The organism is Paenibacillus sp. E222, assembly GCF_013401555.1.
In the GTDB taxonomy this organism is placed as follows: Bacteria; Bacillota; Bacilli; order Paenibacillales; family Paenibacillaceae; genus Paenibacillus.
The window spans coordinates 3,228,364-3,246,284 of the sequence record NZ_CP058552.1; the positions used below are offsets into that span (position 1 = coordinate 3,228,364).

The following is a 17,921-nucleotide window of genomic DNA, read 5'->3' on the forward strand; positions in this document are numbered from 1 at the left end:
GCGTACGCTTTTGTCTAAAAAAATGAAAAAAGGCCTTCGTCATTTGATCATTTATGTACTGTTGATTTTGCTTGCCCTGTTTATGATGGGTCCTTTTCTGTGGTTGCTCAGCGTATCGCTGATGCCTGGTCGTAATGTGTTCGCGAATCCACCAGCAATTCTACCTACCTTCATCGCTTTCGATAACTACGTGCAGGTGTGGGAGTTCATGGATTTTCCACGCTACATCATAAATACGGTGGTGATTACGCTTCTTGGGGTGGTATTTAACATCTTCTTGTCCTGCCTCACGGCGTATCCACTCGCGACCTTTCGGTTCAGGGGACGTAATCTGGTGTTCACGCTGCTAATCTCGACCATGATTATTCCGTCGGCAACGGCGATGATTGTGCATTATTTAACCATTCAGGCGTTTCACTTGGGCAATACGTTTCTTGGTGTTGTGCTTCCGGCCGCGGTGTCGGTATTTAACATCTTTCTGATGCGACAAACGTTTCTGGGCATACCGACGGATATTCGGGATTCTGGCAAAATGGATGGAGCCTCCGAATTCCGTATCTTCGTGCAGCTTGTCATGCCATTGGTCAAACCAGGGGTTGCTGTCATTGGTTTGCTTGAGGTTATGGCATTCTGGAACAATTTCCTGTGGCCGATTGTGGTGCTGGATGATCCGCAGAAATATCCGCTGGCTGCGGCCCTGACGTATCTGAACGGCCAGTTCTCGTATAATTTTGGCTGGATTGCCGCCGGCACCATGATCTCGGTGCTGCCGATTATCATCGTGTTCCTTTTCACCCAAAAATACTATATGGAAGGCATCGCCGGAGCGATTAAAGGATAAAAAACACAGAAAGGGTGATGGTATTCATGCAGAAGCAGTATAAGCTAAGCTTTGTTCCGTTAGATGAACGTCCTTGCAATTATGAGTTTCCTTATTTGTTGGCACAGGGAACGGAATTCACAGTAGAGCGTCCGCCACTTGAAATCATGGGCCTGAAAAAGCGCCCGGGCGATGTGGAACAGTTATGGACCTGGTTTGAGGAGAGCTGTGCAGGGACAGATGGAGCAGTCGTCGCTTTGGATACGTTGCTCTACGGCGGGATTATACCTTCCCGGCTGCATCAGTTGGAGCCGGATGAACTGACGGCCCGGCTGGAGCGCCTTCGGGGGATCAAGCAGCGGTACCCGCAGCTAACTCTGTATGCGTTTCAACTAATTATGCGATGCCCGCAATATTCCTTGTCAGATGAGGAGCCGGATTATTACGCCGACTGGGGACGGGAGATTTTTCGCAAAGGTTTCATCAGCCATCGGCTGGAGCTGGGGATTGCGACGGATGAGGAGATCCGCGAGCTGGCCGATATCGATAACCGTCTACCAATAGAAGTACTGGAAGATTACCTGGGACGCAGGGCGGTAAACATTGAAGCAAACAAGCAGGTACTAGCTCTGGTTCAGGAAGGAATTATCGACTTCATGATTGTGCCGCAGGATGATTCGGCGCCTTATGGACATACAGCCAAGGATCAGGAGAAAGTGCGAGCCCGTATTACCGCCCTTGATCTGGAACTTAAAGTCTACATGTACCCTGGTGCGGACGAAGTTGGTTGCGTACTGCTCTCCAGAATGATAAACAAGGCTCGCGGCCGTATGCCGCTGGTGTACCCGCGATTATCATCTGTTCAGGGGGCGTTCGTTACCCCGCTATTCGAGGATCGATTTTTCTATGAGACGCTCAAATATCAGATTTTGGCTGCAGGTGGGTTGATTGTATCCAGTGAGACTGAAGCAGATCTGGTGCTGTTGATTAGCACACCCGGAGAGACGATGGCGGAAGCGGTGTCGCAGCAGCATTCTTTTTACAGCTATGATGTATACCGAAACCTGATGGAACTGGTGGAATATGGACACTTTCTGCTCAGGAGCAAGAAGAAGCCGGTGGCTGTAGCGGATGTGGGATATGCCAATGGTGGGGATCAGAAGCTGGTCAAGATGCTGCGGCAAAAAGACATGTTATTTGATCTGGCTGGATACGCGGCCTGGAATACCAGCTCCAACTCACTTGGTACCGTCATTTCGCAGGCTATGATCTATCTGCTCTATGGTCGTACACCGTCGCATCTTGATTTCCTCGCCCTCCGCTATGCTGAGGATGTCTGCTATTGTTCAGTCGTTCGGGGAGAACTTAGCAATGGCCCGGTGCAGGAGATGGGCTATGGAAAATACTTGCTGGATGGGTCTCGTGGTTCAGTGGCCGCCCGCGTAGAGGAAAGGCTGCGTCAAGAGCTTGCTGTGCGGATCGATAATGCAGCGGGGAGTATCCAAATTACCGACTGTTATATGCCATGGAACCGGATGTTTGAAGTGGGATTATCTGTAAGATTCATACCATCCAACCCTGGTAAGGAAAACAGAATATAAGAGAGAGGGTGAGAACCCTGACAAAGGTAGTGCTGGAGAAACTGCATTTGGGGCTGATTGTTTCCTGCCAGGCGCTGGCTGACGAACCGCTGCATGGTGCGGCGATGATGGCCCGCATGGCGGCTGCTGCAGAGGAAGGAGGGGCCGCGGGTATTCGGGCGAATGGGGCAGCAGATGTACGTGCCATCAAGCAGACCGTCTCATTGCCGGTTATTGGCATCGTGAAGCGCAATTACCCGGATTCTGCTGTATATATCACCCCAACCCTCAGAGAAATTGACGAGCTGCTGGAGGCCGGAGCCGATATCATTGCATTTGATGCGACCCGCCAGAGCAGGCCGGAAAATTATACATTGGAGCAAATCACCGCCTATCTGAACGCAAATAAGGCGGTTTCCATGGCAGACATCTCCATTCTGGAGGAAGCTTTATATGCTGAGTCACTTGGAGTTAGCTGTGTTTCGACTACTCTATCGGGTTATACAACGTATTCCAGGCAGCAGGAAGGGCCGAATTTGGAGCTGCTGGAAATGTCCGCACAGCAGTTGAAGATTCCGGTCATCGCCGAAGGACGGATTAGTAAGCCCTCACAGGTGGAAGAGGCGCTGGATCTGGGCGCATACGCTGTTGTGGTGGGCTCCGCGATAACTCGGCCACAGCTAATTACCCGACAGTTCGCAGCAGTGACCAGAAAAGCGAGGATGAAAAGAAATGGAGATGAATGACCGAATTAATACGTATTATCCTTCCATGACCAAGTCGGAGCAGAAGGTGGCCAGGTGCGTACGGGACAATCCGGATAATATAATCTATTTTTCTGTGACTGAGCTGGCTGATTTTGCTGGTACCGGAGAGACCACGGTGATGAGATTCTGCCGTAAAATCGGGTTTAAAGGCTATCAGGATTTCAAGCTGATGCTGGCCCAGGGGCTGCCGAAACGGCAGAACCAGCCAGACGGCGATCAGGGAGAGGACGATTATGCCGACCATTTATATGCCTCGATGGTGGGGGTGCTGCAATCCAGCTTGGGTATGCTGGATCGCAGCCAGTTGGAGCAGGCGGTGAAGTGTCTGGACAGCGCACGACATGTGCAATTCTTCGGCGTGGGCTCGTCAGGCATTACCGCTATGGATGCCAAGAACCGTTTTCTGCGTATCGGGCGGCGTGCGGAAGCGAATTCCGACAGCCATATCCAGTCCATGATGGCGGTAACGATGGGAGAAGGTGACGTGGCTTTTGGCATCAGCGTGTCCGGCAGTACGCTGGATACCAATGATATGCTGATGAAGGCCAAACAAAACGGAGCTAAGGTGATTGCCATGACGAACTATGCCAAATCCCCCATTGCTTCTATTGCAGATATCTTGCTCTTGACCGCGGGGAAGGAGTCTCCCCTTGAAGGCGGTTCTGTAGGAGCTAAAATCTCTCAGCTGTTTATTATCGACTTGCTCTGCCAGGGACTGGAGCGCGAGCATGGCGAAGAGACTAAAAAGATGAAGGAATTAACGGCCAGGGCGGTTATCGACCGTATTTATTGAAGGGTTTGTGTGAATAGGGGGAAAGCGAATGCCGCAGGTCATTGGCGTGGATGTAGGTGGCACAGGCATTAAAGGGCTTGTAGTCAATGAAGCCGGAGTCGTTCGGGTGGAGGCTAGGTGTGCAACAGAGGCCCGGTTGGGTCGGAAGGGCATACTTGAACAACTGCGTAGGTTAGTAAGTGAACTGTTATCTAGCTGTGGAGATGTGAAGGCACTGGGCATTGCTTCGGCAGGAAGAGTGAATGTGGAAACGGGTGAAGTGATCCATGCAACGAACAATTTACCTGGCTGGCAGGGAATGCCGCTGACAGAGTGGGCAACAGCGGAATTTGGACTGCCTTCGACTGCCGATAACGACGCCAATGCTGCACTCATTGGTGAGGCAGGGCTTGGTACCGGCCGCGGTAAGCAGAACCTGGTTATGCTGACACTCGGAACTGGGGTCGGTGGGGCCAATATGGCATTTGGCAGGATGTTACGGGGAGTAGACTGGCGCGGTGGGGACTGGGGGCACAGTGTGCTGGTGCCTGACGGTCGGCCTTGCAATTGTGGCAAACGCGGCTGCGTGGAGCAATACATTTCCGGTAGTGCACTGAAGCGGCTGGCGCGGGAACAAAAGGGCAACACGTATACTCACGGCCGAGAGATTATGACCGCTGCAAGCCAGGGAGAAGCAATAGCGTTGTACATTCTAGAGCGTTACATATCTGATTTGGCCTTGGTTATTGCGAATATATCTGCCTCGATAGATCCGGAATTGATTATTCTTGGTGGCGGTGTGACCCAGGATCAGGCTATATGGTGGCCGATGCTTACCGCTAAGTTATCCAGTGTCGGGTTAGAAGACCGGGTTGCAGTAGCTGAACTCGGTAACAGGGCAGGCTGTTTCGGAGCGGCGCAGCTGGCCTTGGAACGTTTGCGCCAGGACGACGGCGTTGGCTGGTCTAAAGGCAGTGACAGGGAGGAGACAAAGCATGAGGATTGAACAGGAGAAACACAGTGATATCGTCATTATAGGCGGTGGTCTTGGCGGGACTGCAGCTGCGCTGGCTGCAGCCAAGGCAGGTCTACGGGTACTTGTGACGGAAGAGACGGACTGGCTTGGCGGTCAATTGACCTCACAGGCAGTACCGCCAGATGAGCACCGCTGGATTGAACAATCTGGCAGTACAGCATCGTACCGTGAGTTCCGCAGCCGGGTCAGAGATTACTACAGACGGAACTACCCGCTTACGGATGTCGCCAAGAGGGATCCTGTTCTTAACCCCGGGAATGGCTGGGTGAGCCGCTTGGCGCATGAGCCGAAGGTCGCGCTTGCCGTTTTGCATGAGATGCTTGCGCCTTACGTGAACACCGGTCGAATCGAGGTGCTCTATCATACCGTGCCAGTTCAGGTAGATACAGCAGGTGACCGGGTTACTGGCGTGACTGTGCGTGAAGAGCCAAGTGGGGGATTAATTAAACTCCGGGGTGCCTATTATCTAGATGCCACAGAATGCAGCGATCTGCTTCCCCTCGCCGGAGTAGAGCATGTAAGTGGAGCGGAATCTCGGCGGGAAACGGGTGAACCACATGCCCTGGACGAAGCGGACCCACTAGACATGCAGTCGATTACCCATGTGGCGGCAGTAGATTATGTGCCGGGTGGAGACTTCACGATCCCCCTCCCGAGGGATTATGATTACTGGCGACAGTATGTTCCCTCGTTCTCGCTGTATCCGATCCTGAGCTGGTACGCTTCGGATGCCAATGATACCTCCAAGCTGAAAGAGTTCACGATGTTCCCGAATGATCAGGGCATAACCTCCCTGTGGGATTATCGGCGGATCGTTGACCCGGCTATATGGACAGAGTCACTGAATGATGGTGAAGTCACGCTGCTCAACTGGGCACTGAACGATTATTACGCTGGGCCGATCATTGGCGTATCGCCGGAGGAACGTGAGCGGCATCTGGAAGGGGCGAGGCAACTAACCCTTTCTTTGGTCTACTGGCTTCAGACGGCAGCTCCCCGCCTGGACGGCGGACAGGGTTATCCGGGTGTAAGGCTGCGTGGAGATGTGCTCGGCACGGAAGACGGTCTCGCGAAAGCACCGTATATTCGGGAATCACGGCGAATCCGAGGGGTATATACCATTACCGAGCAGGATGTGAGCAAGGAATTGCGCGGAGCAGAGGGAGCCAAACGTTACGAGGACAGTGTGGGTGTCGGCAGTTATCATCTGGATCTCCATCCAACAACCGTGAGCCAGCGGACTTTTTATATACCGAACCATCCCTATGAGATTCCGCTGGGTGCACTCATCCCGGTGCGAGTCAAGAACTTGCTCCCAGCTTGCAAAAATATCTCCATGACCCAGATTGCGAACGGTTGTTACCGTCTGCATCCCACCGAATGGAATATTGGCGAGGCTGCTGGCACCCTTGCCGCTTATGCCATTGCACAGCAAGTAGAGCCCTCAGAGGTGAGGGCTTCGGCGAAGCATCTTCACGCCTATCAGGCACAGCTGATTTGGCAGGGTGTTCAGCTTCGTTGGACAGAAGCGGAACTGGCAGGGGAGTGTTAGATAGACTTTTAAGAGAACGTTGCTATCTTCACAACACATAAGCGCTCGAGATACCAAGGGGATAAAAAAATGATTCCTGTTCTGAACAGGAATCATTTTCTGTAAGTCGAATAACTCTCTTTGTGCATCTGTTTTTACAATAGTGCCATTGCAGATGATCGTTCTCATCAACTCTGCGATGATTATCCCATGGCCTGCTGTGGGTCTTTTTTTTGTCCTACATAGATATTAGTACTTGGTTTGATGGCTTTATATCGAATTTCAATCTCCGTGACTCCATCCTCAAACGTAATATACAACTTTTCATTATACTCCAGAGCTTCTGTATGTCTGGGCTTCACTGGTGTTCGTCCCCGAACGACTGTGCAGTTCGTATCATGCCGTACCAATAACGTTTCCTTTTTACCAGCCTCCAGCCAGATTCGTCCTGACTCCGGTACCTTAACCCCAATGTCCATACGATCAAATAGTTCACTGAGACTTACTTTCCGTCGCTCCAATGAAGTCAGTGGCCAATTCGTCACGGGAATATCTTCTCCGTTTGCAGTGGCCAAGAAGTATCCTTCCAGTCTTCCACGGAATACAGGTTTTGGTTTCAGTACAAACCAATACAGGGCGAAGATTCCCCCGGCTGCGAGGAGACCGAGACCTGTATATAGCAGTATCTTTTCGCGTAAAGAATGAATTTTCAACTGGATGTCTGTGGTTATACTCGCGCCTTCGGAATCCGTTGCGGTCACCTTGATAGATGAACTACCGGTGTGAAGCGAAGACCAACGCAGTATATTGCCTTCAATGACAGCGTCTCCGAGTTTACGCTCACTCCCACCTTCTGCGAGGGCATACGTTAATGGATCATTATTGGCATCTTTAAAATAGTTGCTTAGGTCAACCTCTGTATTGCTATCGTCTTTGGATAACACCATGGACTCCCCGGTTGCTACGGGGGCCTGATTCGTAATATCTACATCAACGGGAGTGATTTCCCGATAAAAGTCAGGACCATCAATTCGAAGACCCCATGTGTATAGATCCGATTTTGGAAAAGTGTATTTTCCCGTAAATCCGCTGCCTGTATTGGTCAAAGGGATGCGCTCTGTTTTTCCATCAGATGGGGTCACAATGAGTTCTGCTTCAAGTCCCTTGTAAACATTCAAATCCTGAATGGGTTTAGGGTCCACAGCCTGATCGTAGAGAGAGGCTTCAAATGTGATGCTTTTCCCCTTTACGGGCTGTTCCGTTGCCATATGTGCAACCGCAGACACGTTATAGTTTCCAAGTAGGTTGATCTTCACCAAATCTCCGCTGCGCCCCTTGAATTTCAGCTTGAACTGTCCTTTGACCGGACGAATGATCTTCATTAGAGCATATTTATCAGATCGGATGAAGCTGACATTGCTGGACTGATAATAGAGCTGGGCTTCAGAGACAGCATGATCAGAGAGCATGATAATGTTGGCATCCGCCATGCTTGAATTGGGAATGTCCACAGTTACCTCCTGCATTGCCCCTGTTGCTGTTACTGCCGCCACAGACACAAGAACAGATTGAATCTGATCTGCAAAAATCCGGTTGAAAATTTCAGGCAAGTCGTCTGCACTTCCCGTGATAAAGGAAGATCCACCCGTCTCCTGAGCTATCCGCTCCAGTTCAGCGGGGTTAACCGTACCATCGCGGTTTAGTCCGACGGTATAGATTGGATAATTAGCTTTTTGAGCCATCTCAATCACCTTGTCTACATCTTTGGATGAATCAGCTGGTGTTCTGCTCGACGATCCACGCAAATCCGTTTCCCCATCAGAGAGCAAAATCATAAAAGGCTTTCGTTTGTCCGTCTGGGACTGTTCAAGCAAACTCGCACCTCGGCGCAAGCCAAGTCCAAGATCTGTATACCCTGAGCGTTTTAAGCCATCAACACGACTACGAAGGTTATTTCGTGCCCCAGAGGATGAGATGTCCATTAGAGGTACGGATGAAGTGATTTGATCATTATAAGCTACGAATCCCAATCGGGTCTTAGGTCCACTACTCATATCCATAAACATATGTATAACTTCTTCGGCGATACGATCTTTGTCGGTCTCATTCATAGAGTAGCTAACATCCAGGACAAACATGGCATCGAGCCCTTCATACGCGTGGGTCTTGACAGATGATTCCGCGTACATGCTGCGAATGTTCCCTGCTGGAATTAAAATGCTAATCATCAATAGGGAAAGCAGTATTTTTTTGCATTTAATTAATATCATGTGAGGCTTCGAATCTCCTTTCTGGTTTGAAAAACTTCGGTTCACTTGTTAGGGAATATTAAATTTCTTTGAAAAACTTTTGATTATTCACGGTATAACGCCGTTATGCGTAGTTTTCATTAATTAAGAATAATGCAACACCGCATGCTTTCAGTATTTTTACTCTTGATTAGGGGGAAAACCCCACTAGTCTTAAATCATTGAACATCATCCAAATTATAGGATATTCTATATCATCGGCATGATTCGTAAGGAAGTGAAGCGAATTCCAAAAATTAGTTCTATAGGTATATCGGAGGTTGCGAAATGAGCTTTTAGACCTATAGTGGGTAATATTGACAAAACATATCGCTGATGATTAAGATGAATTCCATAAATCTCCAAAGCAAACGGCATAATCTGGTGCATAAGTTCCAGTCGTATGTTGACAGCTCGTTCTATTGGTCTTGTGTTTGCTGGGAGTAGTGATTCTCCTGGATCATGACCGAAGGCTGATAGAGACGTGCGGAGTGTCAAAAATTGATGGAGGGGGGGAAGCATTCGCCCGAATGAATCATCATCTTGGCGGATGTTGCCTGAATGGACATTATTAATCAAACGAACCGAACGATGCTTTTTGAAGAAATCAATCCCGAGAAGTTGGACTTGATCACCATTGTTGGTGATGTGAAGGGCATCGACAGTCTGAGTGACGATAAGATCAAGGAGATTAACGAACATTTGCTTGTTCGCAGCTTCGATGAGTTCCTGGACAAGTTCTCACCTAGCGTGTACTCCTTTTTCAATGCGGTAAACCAGAAAGTCATGTATACGCTTAAAAAGCCGGAAGGTATCCCGGACGAAGCGATTTCGGAGATCAAGATCGACCATAGTAACGACTTTCTGAGAATGCTGTTCACCCTGATTGATACCAAGCGCAGTCAAGGTATTACGAACGTTGATTTCAAGTTTGAAAATCTGCTCGATATGATCTCACCGAAAAAAGTTATGGATGACATTCGTCAGGTACGGAAGGAAATCCATTACATGTATGGTCAGCATGAGAAGCTGGATGACGGCGATCCGAAGAAGCTGGATATCGGAGATAAGCTGAACGTCATGTTTGAAGATGCAAGCCGGAACTATAACAATGTCATGGCCATGCTTCCACTCGCCATTGAAGATATTAAGACCCGTTTGTTGCTGGGCCGTGCACAAGAAGAAACTTCTTCAGAAGCGATTCAGGTAGGGCAACTTACGATTGGTGAGAGCGGAGAATTGAAAATTATCGAAGCTCCGAAGAGTGATAACAACGAGCTGATGCTTCTTGATGAAGCAACAAGCACTGATTTGACGCAAGTATTTGCCGAAGATTACGATTCACTTTCCGAGACACCTTCGCCGTATGTACAGGATCTGGTGGTCCGCACATTCTGCCCGCTTCCTGCGGTACAGTCTGAAGTGGATACTGCTGTTGAAGTGCAGAATTACAATACATACCTGGAGTTTTACAAAAACGCCAAGGATGATTTTGTGAAAACGGTAAAACCGTTGGTTGAGAAAATATTGGGTGTCAAAATGTTCTTTGACCAATATGCGATTAAGAATAAAGGCATGCTTCCTTCCATGCTGATCTCAAATGCCAAACTGGATATGCTCGTCAAGAGCAGTAATATTCCGCGGCTTGAGACATATCTCAACACTGTCAACGCGAAGAATGATTTTACCGACACCATCTGGTTTGGTATCGTTCCTTCCGTAGAATTGGAAAATACAGGCCAAGTTAAAGTCAGCCGTACCCGTTTCCGTGGTAACGAGAAAGTGGTTAAACAAGACGGAAACAGCATGGAATCTCTGGCAATGCTCTTGCAAGTCGTTAAGGATTACAAGGTGCAGGTGTTCTTCAGCTTTGAATCCGGGGAAGAAACCACCTTCAGCAGCATGGCTACCGCAGGTATTGATAAGTATATCGATAAATGTTCAGTGTTGACCCGTAAGGAATACAGCGAATTTGCCATTCCGAGTGCTCCAAACTTCACGATTATTCCCAAGGAGAAGTCGGGAGTTGTTATCGACAGTCGCATGCTTCAGACGGAGAATGGTGTGGAACTTTCCAAGGAAAAGGAAGACATTCTGAAACTGTGGATTGAAGGCGTGTATGTTGGAGCGTCCTATGTATCTGCAGGGATTGTTGCTGCATATCAGTGTCCGGAATACCTGAAAGGGGCTTTCAAGAACGTCAACCGTGATTATCCAGGTGTGCGTTTTGACATTGAGGCAGGGGACAACAGCTTGCGTGTTGTAACAACGATGACCAAAGAAATTTCCGGATTTACAAATACCATCAAGGATTTGATTAACCGAAAAAACTTTGGATTTATTTTCTCATCGGAAAATGCCCAAATCCAGGATAGCGACATCAAACGGATCACGGTCTATAAAGCGAGAAGCATGGCGATGTCCGAAGATGGTTTCGATTCCTTGTACAAAACACTTGTAAGTACTTACATTGAGCGTTTGCTCCGTTTCCAAACCGGTGATTTCAAGCATGAAAATATCGTCAAATTCTTCAGCAACAATCCGAGCAGTCAGAAGAGCCGGTGGCTGGGAACTCGAGGGTCGATCAATTCGATCATTCAGGAAGGCGACGACATGAGCTTTATCATCGATGAAAAGAGCAATATGTGCCATATTGACCTGGTATTTAACGGCAACGTGAAGAACCTGGAGGTCATGATTACCAAAGGCACCAGTGCGATGAAAGTGTAAGAATACCATTTGAACAAGTCTGATTATTAAATATGATTCATCAAACAACGTATTATAGACATTTATTTTGGTGTTAGAGGCAGACTTCATCGTCTTGCCTTTATACATATATTCCGGTACCTCTCCCGAGATGGGGAGCATACCGGGCACATTTTTTCCTAATCTTAAGGAGGTTTTTATTAATGGGTTTTGTATTGAAAGTAGAAGGCGCAGAAACAATCGAATTGGGAATGGATAATATCCGTACAGTTGTGTATGACACGGATACACCAGATGATTCTAACGCTAGATCCACAGATGTAGGCGCAACACTTCGCATCAGCGGCAAAATTATCACTGCAACCGACGGTGACAATGCAGATGACACGATGAAACTTGCTTTGTGGTCCCTCGTGCCTGCTGAAAAAGCGGATTGCTACCGCAAAGTAACCCTGGAAGTGGTTGCAGCGGATCAAGTGGTACGCAAAATTTACTTGCCTAACGCATTCGTTGTGGATTACACAGAGCGTTTCGGTGATACCGAAGGCGTAGGTGAATTCAGCCTGTTCATCAAACAGAAAAAAGACAAAACTGAATTCACTAAAATTGAGGGCGGCTTCCCTGTATAAAAGGGAACAACTGTTGTCTTGGGCCAGTTCGTTCTGGTCCGGAACAACGCTGTCATGTTAAGGGGCCCTGGTGCCCCTTAATCTTTATTTACGCCCGAATACGGCAGGGAGGCAGGAAAGAATACCATGAAAGATTATTATGCCGTGCTTGGTGTGGAACATGAAGCTTCTTCGGAGCAGATCAAGAAGGCTTATCGTCAATTGGCGAAGAAATTTCACCCGGATGTTAATGGGGGAGATGTACAGGCAGAAGCACGTTTCAAGCAAGTACATGAGGCATACAGTACACTCGGAAATTCCGAGCTTAGAGCAGCTTATGATCAGCAGCTTCGCACTGGACGTAATACAGGTCAAGCGAAGGGATCAGCATTCAATACTGCCAGATCCAGTAAAGGCAATGCGAAGTCTGGGAGTGCAAATGCCGAGAAGGTATGGTCGGATCCGTCGCGGATGCAGGAACAGTTCGAACAATTTTTTGGCTATCACCCCAAAGGCAAGGAAAGTCCAAACGGTGGCAAAGCCGGTCCCAATAAAGGAATGGATATGTCCGCCATGTTTGACCGATATTTCGGAGTTCGAAAAAAGTAGACCGGTAGCTCGTTATGGATCATGCCGGTTCAGGCGGAGGTTATGGAAGTGAAACGAGGAAGGTCGGTATTGACGATGGGGCTTGACGCTTGCGTCGCCGTGATTTCGTTAGCCGTGCTGTATTACATATTTATCATCAACCGGGATATGAGTGCCCAGTGGGTAACTGGAATTATCGTGGTCCTCTCTGGAGGAGCATACCTGTATTTTAAATACATGCCAGCCACCAAGACGGAAAAGAAGAAATTGTCTTCGCGTGTCGTGAAGCTTGTCCTTCTGGACGACGACGGTACAAGTGTGAAGGAATGGTATATTCAGGGCGAAACGAGTGTTTTGATCGGGAAAAGTTCGAAGAACAGCGAGGCTGACATTGATCTGTCCGATACGCCCTATGCGTCTCTCATTAGCTCGCAACATGCCGTATTAAACAAAGCCTCGGGTCAATGGTTTATCGAGGATATCGACTCCGCCAGTGGGGTAGGTGTACGTAAAGGAAATCAAAGCAGAGCATCCAAATTGGAAATCGAAGAACCCAGCCTGATTGAGGCAGGGGACTTAATTTATATTGCCAATACCCGCATTTTGGTGAAATAACGTTGGCGTACATCAAACAAGCTTACGGGGGAATGAAACGAAATGAGTCTGACTAGATGTGGAAACGGACATATGTTCAGCACGAGACGGCACGGCAATACGTGTCCATATTGCAATCTGGCCGTTGAATCGCCAGCTACCAGTAATGGTGAGGCAGCGGGTGCAGTCCCGCGCGCACCTCGTACGGCAGAGGATGACAGAACGATGCCATACCTGGGCGAAACGACAGGAATCGAACCGGTAACGGGATGGATGGTGTGCATCGAGGGTCCGCAGATGGGCCAGGATTATCGAATAATGGCTGAAAAGAACTTTATTGGACGTTCAGAAGAGATGCATGTTCGCATCCTCGGGGATAACACCATTTCTCGACGTAATCACGCGGTGATTGTGTACGATCCCAAAAAGCGGAATTTCTATTTGCTGCCCGGCGATGCTTCTGGCCTCGCATATCACAATAATGAAGCAGTCTATTCTCCGGTGGAACTGGCTGCCTACGATGTTATTCAATTGGGACGCAGCAAATTCATTTTCATTCCATTGTGCGGTGTGCACTTTGAATGGGAGCAACAGTGAACACCTTCATGATTTTGTGGAACGACAAGGAGCTAACGCCCTACTGGGTTCTTGCGGGTGGCTGTTTGTTGATTTGGTTGCTGTTATTCGCACGAAGCCGGATTCCGGTAAGGCAGCGTGACGATAGACCGGTTGGAGTTCAGATTGGCAATGGACAGACCATTGGTGCTCGCAATGAACAGGATGATTATTTTGCCTGTGCCGTGCAGCCGCATGGTGTACTTGCTGTACTTGCCGATGGGATCAGTGGATTGTCCGGTGGAAAAGTGGCGAGTACGACTGCCGTGGAAACATTTATCCGGGAGTTTGAAGAGTTGGAGCGGTTTCCTGATCCGGAAGAGTTCTGGGATGCTTCTTCCCATGCGGCAAATCAGGCCATCCTTCGGAATTTGCTGGGCGTTCCCGGAGGGACAACATTGGTGTCTGCCATGATCAAGGGCAGGGATCTGTATTGGGGTGCGGTAGGAGACAGCATATTGGCCGTGTTTCGCAATGGAGAGCTGCTTGCCATCAATCACAAGCATACACTGGAAAGCCAACTTGAAGAACAGTATATGTCTGGAGAGATCTCGGAGCAGGAGGCACTTGACAATCCGCAGCGCAAAAGGCTGGTCAACTATTTGGGGTACGACCATTTTAAACAAATGGAAATCGCGGACGAGCCGTTTGCACTGCAGCCGGCGGACAAGATTGTGTTATGCAGTGACGGGGTATACAACTCCCTCACGGAGATGGAACTGGAGACCATTCTGGCGCAAGATATTCCGCCATTTGATGCAGCCCAGGCCATCATTGATTTGATTGAAGAAAAACAGCTCGTGCATCAGGATAATGCCACGATTATCATTTTGGAGCAAGGATGGTAACGGATCGGGCAGCGCACAGGGACGGGAAATGGGGAGACGGATGAGGAAGGAGAACAGTGAATTCAAGACGGCTTTTGTCTCAGAGGCGGGGTCTTTCCTGAAAAATCGGGATTTCTACGGCTGCGTTGAACTGGAAGACTGGGCTTGTTATGTCATTGCAGATGGTCTGGACACCGATACGGAAGTGAATAGTGCACAGATCACAGTACAGACCATTCTGGAATCCTTTTTGGAAAAGCCAACCATGTCCAAACGCAGATTGACGGAATATATCAAGATTGCACATGAATGGTTGCAGTATGAAAGCCGCCGAGTCAGGCTTAAAGCTGGATTCGTTATTGTTGTAACGGATTATACACGCATGGTGTGGGCATCTGCCGGACATAGCCGCTTGTATCATTTCCGGGGAAATAGGCTTGCATTAAAAAGCAAAGATCACAGTGTAGCCGCCCAACTGGCAGCGGAAGGCCAGATTGCAGAGGATCGTGTGGATCAGCATGATGAACGCGGCAATCTGAATGAATACGCGGGCAAACCTGGCATGATCAAACCGTATGTATCCGATAAGATCAAGCTTGCCGATGGCGATGTGCTTGTTCTATGCACTCCTGGATTATGGGAAGGCGTACAGGATGCCGAGATGATTGATGCGGTGGAAGGTGCCAATGACCCGCAAGCGCTGGCGGATACGCTTGAAGAAGTGATGCTTAGCAAGCAACGTTCGCGAATTGAAAATTATAGTGCGGCAGCCATTTATGTGAACAAGATTTTTCATGAAGAGCCCAAGAACCGTAAGAAATGGATTAAGCGGATTGCTATCATGCTGGTTATGCTCCTGATTTTTGGTGGAGCCGGCATCTTCTACGCGGTGAAAAGTGCAGCCAAAAAAGCCGAACTGGTAGTAGATATGCTGCAATACGAACAGAACGCTGACCAGTACGTGAAGGAACAGGAGTATGCCAAGGCCGTCTCGGATTACAGCCTTGCTCGCAACAATTCGATCAAAATAAAGGACCCTGTGCACAAAAAGTTGCTGACTTCGAAGATGACTGCGGCTCAGACATTGGTTGACGGCGAAGCTCATTTGAAAGAAGGCGATATTCCCAAGGCAACCGCGAGTTACACCAAAGCACTGGAATTGTCTGAGTCTTACAGTATGTTCAACCGGGAAGCCATTCAGGAACGTTTGGAACAGATGACCACCTTCCAGCAAGTACAAGACTGGATCACCGAGGGGGATCTGAAACTCCAGAACGGAGACTACAGTGGAGCGATCATTTTGTATAAAAGGGCCAGAACGGCTGCCACGGAAACCGCATACAAGGAAGCACTGAAGGAAGTTGTCACCAAATTGGAGACGGCCGAAACCAAACGGGCGGATATCAAGCGCCAATCCAGACAGCTTCAGGCTGATACGCTGGAACAGAAGGGTGACCGCTTCAATGAAGCCGGAGACTACAGTGGAGCGATGGATGCCTACGCTTCAGCGCAGGAAATTTACCAGGAGATCGATATGTTGGAACGCGTGCTGGCCATGGAGCGAAAGATTAACAAACTGGATGAGAAATTGAATCCCCCTGTACCGGCAGTTGATCTTACTCAGGATGCGGCAGGGTTAGGAACAACAGATACGTCTGGTTTGAACTCGGATTGGACCGGGGATGCGGGAGGAATGAGCACAGGCAATTCAGCGGGTAATGCCTCTTCGGACGGAAGCGGGACTGTGGATGCTTCAGGCTCCGGTTCTTCTTCAGGGAAAACGACAAGCAATGCTAGCATTAATTCAGCCTCAAAGGCTAAAGGAAGCACCGACACCACCGAGGCTGAAGAGAATGAACAGGAAGCAACGGAAGGAGGAGATTCGTGATGAAAGATATTATTCGTGACCGTCTAAACAAGATGGAGGATCTGGAACAACGTCGCATACTCAAAGATCTCATGACAGGCGTTTTTCTTAATCTGGTCGAGTATCAGGAGACGCTAAACAAGCAGATCGAGCAACGGGTGTTTGACGAGGTGGTACCGCTGGAGGAACGCCACGATGTATATGTCACATTATGTCCGCGGGAAGATTTGGACCCCATTCATGAATTTCTGTATCCGATTCTGCCGGAGGATGCTGCACCACAGACTGTTTATTTGAGCGAGGCTTCAGAAGCGCTGGCACGTAAGGAAGAGATGAAATTGTTCACGTTCTACATGGAATGTGGGCAACAGGAGCTCCAATCCCTGCTGAAAAGTAATCGGACATTCCACGGGGAGATTGTAACGAGTGAAGGCAGACATGCCATAACGGTTCGGTTGAAATCAAGTACAGCGTATATCTCCAAAATTGAAGAACTGTACCGGGTCTTTCGTAAAAACAGCCTACCATGGAAATCGATTAATGCTCCCTATGTGTTCAAATTCGTTGATTGTGTTCTAGTGGGTTCGGACGATGGAGATGCATGGGACAAACAGCATGTGGTCAAAGAACTTTCAATCCATCTGGAGGAGTTTGAGTCATATAAAAGAACGAACATGATCCCCCTTTGGAATATTCAGAAGCTTGATATGAAAACAGGTGGATTCCCTGTCCCGGCTTCGGACCGCATCAATTATGAACATGTGTTACCGCTCCGCAAAACAGGGACTGAGCACGGATATTTAGTGGATGGAGACGAATCGCATATTCGATATATCAAAAGATCGGAAGAAGATATCACCATCGTATCTCCGCTGGAGAAATCCGATTCATGGACGGTACTGAAAATAGCCGGGCCCGTTGCAACCCGAATCGGTAGAATGGACTTTCCGCTGTTTTCCAACAACAAACGGGAAGGGTTTGCCGGTAAATATGCACGTCAGGAAGGACGTTCTGTGCGTTCCAAAGGTGAGATTGCCCGCATGATTCATGCTTTTCAGGCAGCAGAGGGATTGGAACTTGAAGATGTGCAGGTGGTTGCACCTGGACCCGCCTTGGGCATCACGTACCCGCTTAATGGATTTGTTAGCGATCATGTCCGTGTTGAGGCAGATAAACATCGAATGATTTTAAGGTTCAGCAAACACGGAATTCAGCCAGAACAGGCTATTTTTCTGGATGATTTGCTGAGCTTTCTGGTATCCGAGATCCAGTTGGCTTTCCCTGAATATCGCTGCGAAGGGGAATGGATGTGAGCTCAA

At 48.7% G+C, this 17,921-nt stretch carries 15 protein-coding genes; 14 read left to right on the forward strand and 1 reads right to left on the reverse strand.

What is annotated here, in order from left to right; translation table 11 throughout:
• Positions 1–22 precede the first annotated feature (22 nt).
• The 6 genes from HW560_RS14395 to HW560_RS14420 are packed head-to-tail and all read left to right on the forward strand — an operon-like array spanning position 23 to position 6,527.
• A complete protein-coding gene (locus HW560_RS14395; RefSeq protein WP_090903988.1) occupies positions 23–841 on the forward strand; it encodes a carbohydrate ABC transporter permease in 819 nt (272 codons plus the stop codon).
• Between the two features lie 26 nt (positions 842–867).
• Positions 868–2,421, forward strand: coding sequence for a DUF4127 family protein (locus HW560_RS14400; RefSeq protein WP_179263622.1), 1,554 nt, complete (start codon positions 868–870; stop codon positions 2,419–2,421).
• 17 nt (positions 2,422–2,438) lie between these two features.
• Positions 2,439–3,146 (forward strand): N-acetylmannosamine-6-phosphate 2-epimerase, encoded by a 708-nt coding sequence (locus HW560_RS14405; protein ID WP_256222385.1) that lies wholly within the window; start codon positions 2,439–2,441, stop codon positions 3,144–3,146.
• Positions 3,133–3,960, forward strand: a complete 828-nt coding sequence (locus tag HW560_RS14410; RefSeq protein WP_090903665.1) for a MurR/RpiR family transcriptional regulator — start codon at positions 3,133–3,135, stop codon at positions 3,958–3,960. The genes HW560_RS14405 and HW560_RS14410 overlap by 14 nt, the downstream gene beginning before the upstream one ends.
• A gap of 28 nt (positions 3,961–3,988) precedes the next feature.
• Positions 3,989–4,945 (forward strand): ROK family protein, encoded by a 957-nt coding sequence (locus HW560_RS14415; RefSeq protein WP_179263624.1) that lies wholly within the window; start codon positions 3,989–3,991, stop codon positions 4,943–4,945.
• Positions 4,935–6,527, forward strand: coding sequence for an FAD-dependent oxidoreductase (locus HW560_RS14420; protein WP_179263626.1), 1,593 nt, complete (start codon positions 4,935–4,937; stop codon positions 6,525–6,527). Before HW560_RS14415 ends, HW560_RS14420 begins: the two co-directional genes overlap by 11 nt.
• Before the next feature lie 182 nt (positions 6,528–6,709).
• Here HW560_RS14420 and HW560_RS14425 read toward each other — a convergent pair whose 3' ends face one another.
• Positions 6,710–8,776 carry a vWA domain-containing protein gene (locus HW560_RS14425; RefSeq protein ID WP_256222309.1) on the reverse strand — a complete coding sequence of 689 codons (2,067 nt, stop codon included), beginning with the start codon at positions 8,774–8,776 and terminating at the stop codon, positions 6,710–6,712.
• Positions 8,777–9,355: 579 nt separating this feature from the next.
• Between HW560_RS14425 and HW560_RS14430 the strand changes: the two genes are divergently transcribed.
• From HW560_RS14430 to HW560_RS14465, 8 genes are all read left to right on the forward strand, one after another.
• Positions 9,356–11,524: a transcriptional regulator gene (locus HW560_RS14430; protein WP_090903662.1), complete on the forward strand. Its 2,169-nt coding sequence runs from the start codon at positions 9,356–9,358 to the stop codon at positions 11,522–11,524.
• 182 nt (positions 11,525–11,706) lie between these two features.
• Positions 11,707–12,132, forward strand: coding sequence for a hypothetical protein (locus HW560_RS14435; RefSeq protein ID WP_053781361.1), 426 nt, complete (start codon positions 11,707–11,709; stop codon positions 12,130–12,132).
• Positions 12,133–12,258: 126 nt separating this feature from the next.
• Entirely contained in the window at positions 12,259–12,720 is a 462-nt protein-coding gene (locus tag HW560_RS14440; protein WP_090903661.1) for a J domain-containing protein, read from the forward strand.
• A 42-nt stretch (positions 12,721–12,762) separates the two neighbouring features.
• Positions 12,763–13,314, forward strand: coding sequence for an FHA domain-containing protein (locus tag HW560_RS14445; RefSeq protein WP_109999025.1), 552 nt, complete (start codon positions 12,763–12,765; stop codon positions 13,312–13,314).
• A gap of 42 nt (positions 13,315–13,356) precedes the next feature.
• A complete protein-coding gene (locus HW560_RS14450) occupies positions 13,357–13,890 on the forward strand; it encodes an FHA domain-containing protein (RefSeq protein WP_072734549.1) in 534 nt (177 codons plus the stop codon).
• Positions 13,875–14,756 (forward strand): PP2C family protein-serine/threonine phosphatase, encoded by an 882-nt coding sequence (locus HW560_RS14455; RefSeq protein WP_257031917.1) that lies wholly within the window; start codon positions 13,875–13,877, stop codon positions 14,754–14,756. Before HW560_RS14450 ends, HW560_RS14455 begins: the two co-directional genes overlap by 16 nt.
• Positions 14,722–16,623, forward strand: a complete 1,902-nt coding sequence (locus HW560_RS14460) for a SpoIIE family protein phosphatase (RefSeq protein WP_179263628.1) — start codon at positions 14,722–14,724, stop codon at positions 16,621–16,623. The genes HW560_RS14455 and HW560_RS14460 overlap by 35 nt, the downstream gene beginning before the upstream one ends.
• Entirely contained in the window at positions 16,623–17,915 is a 1,293-nt protein-coding gene (locus HW560_RS14465; protein WP_179263630.1) for a normocyte-binding protein, read from the forward strand. The genes HW560_RS14460 and HW560_RS14465 overlap by 1 nt, the downstream gene beginning before the upstream one ends.
• Positions 17,916–17,921 lie beyond the last annotated feature (6 nt).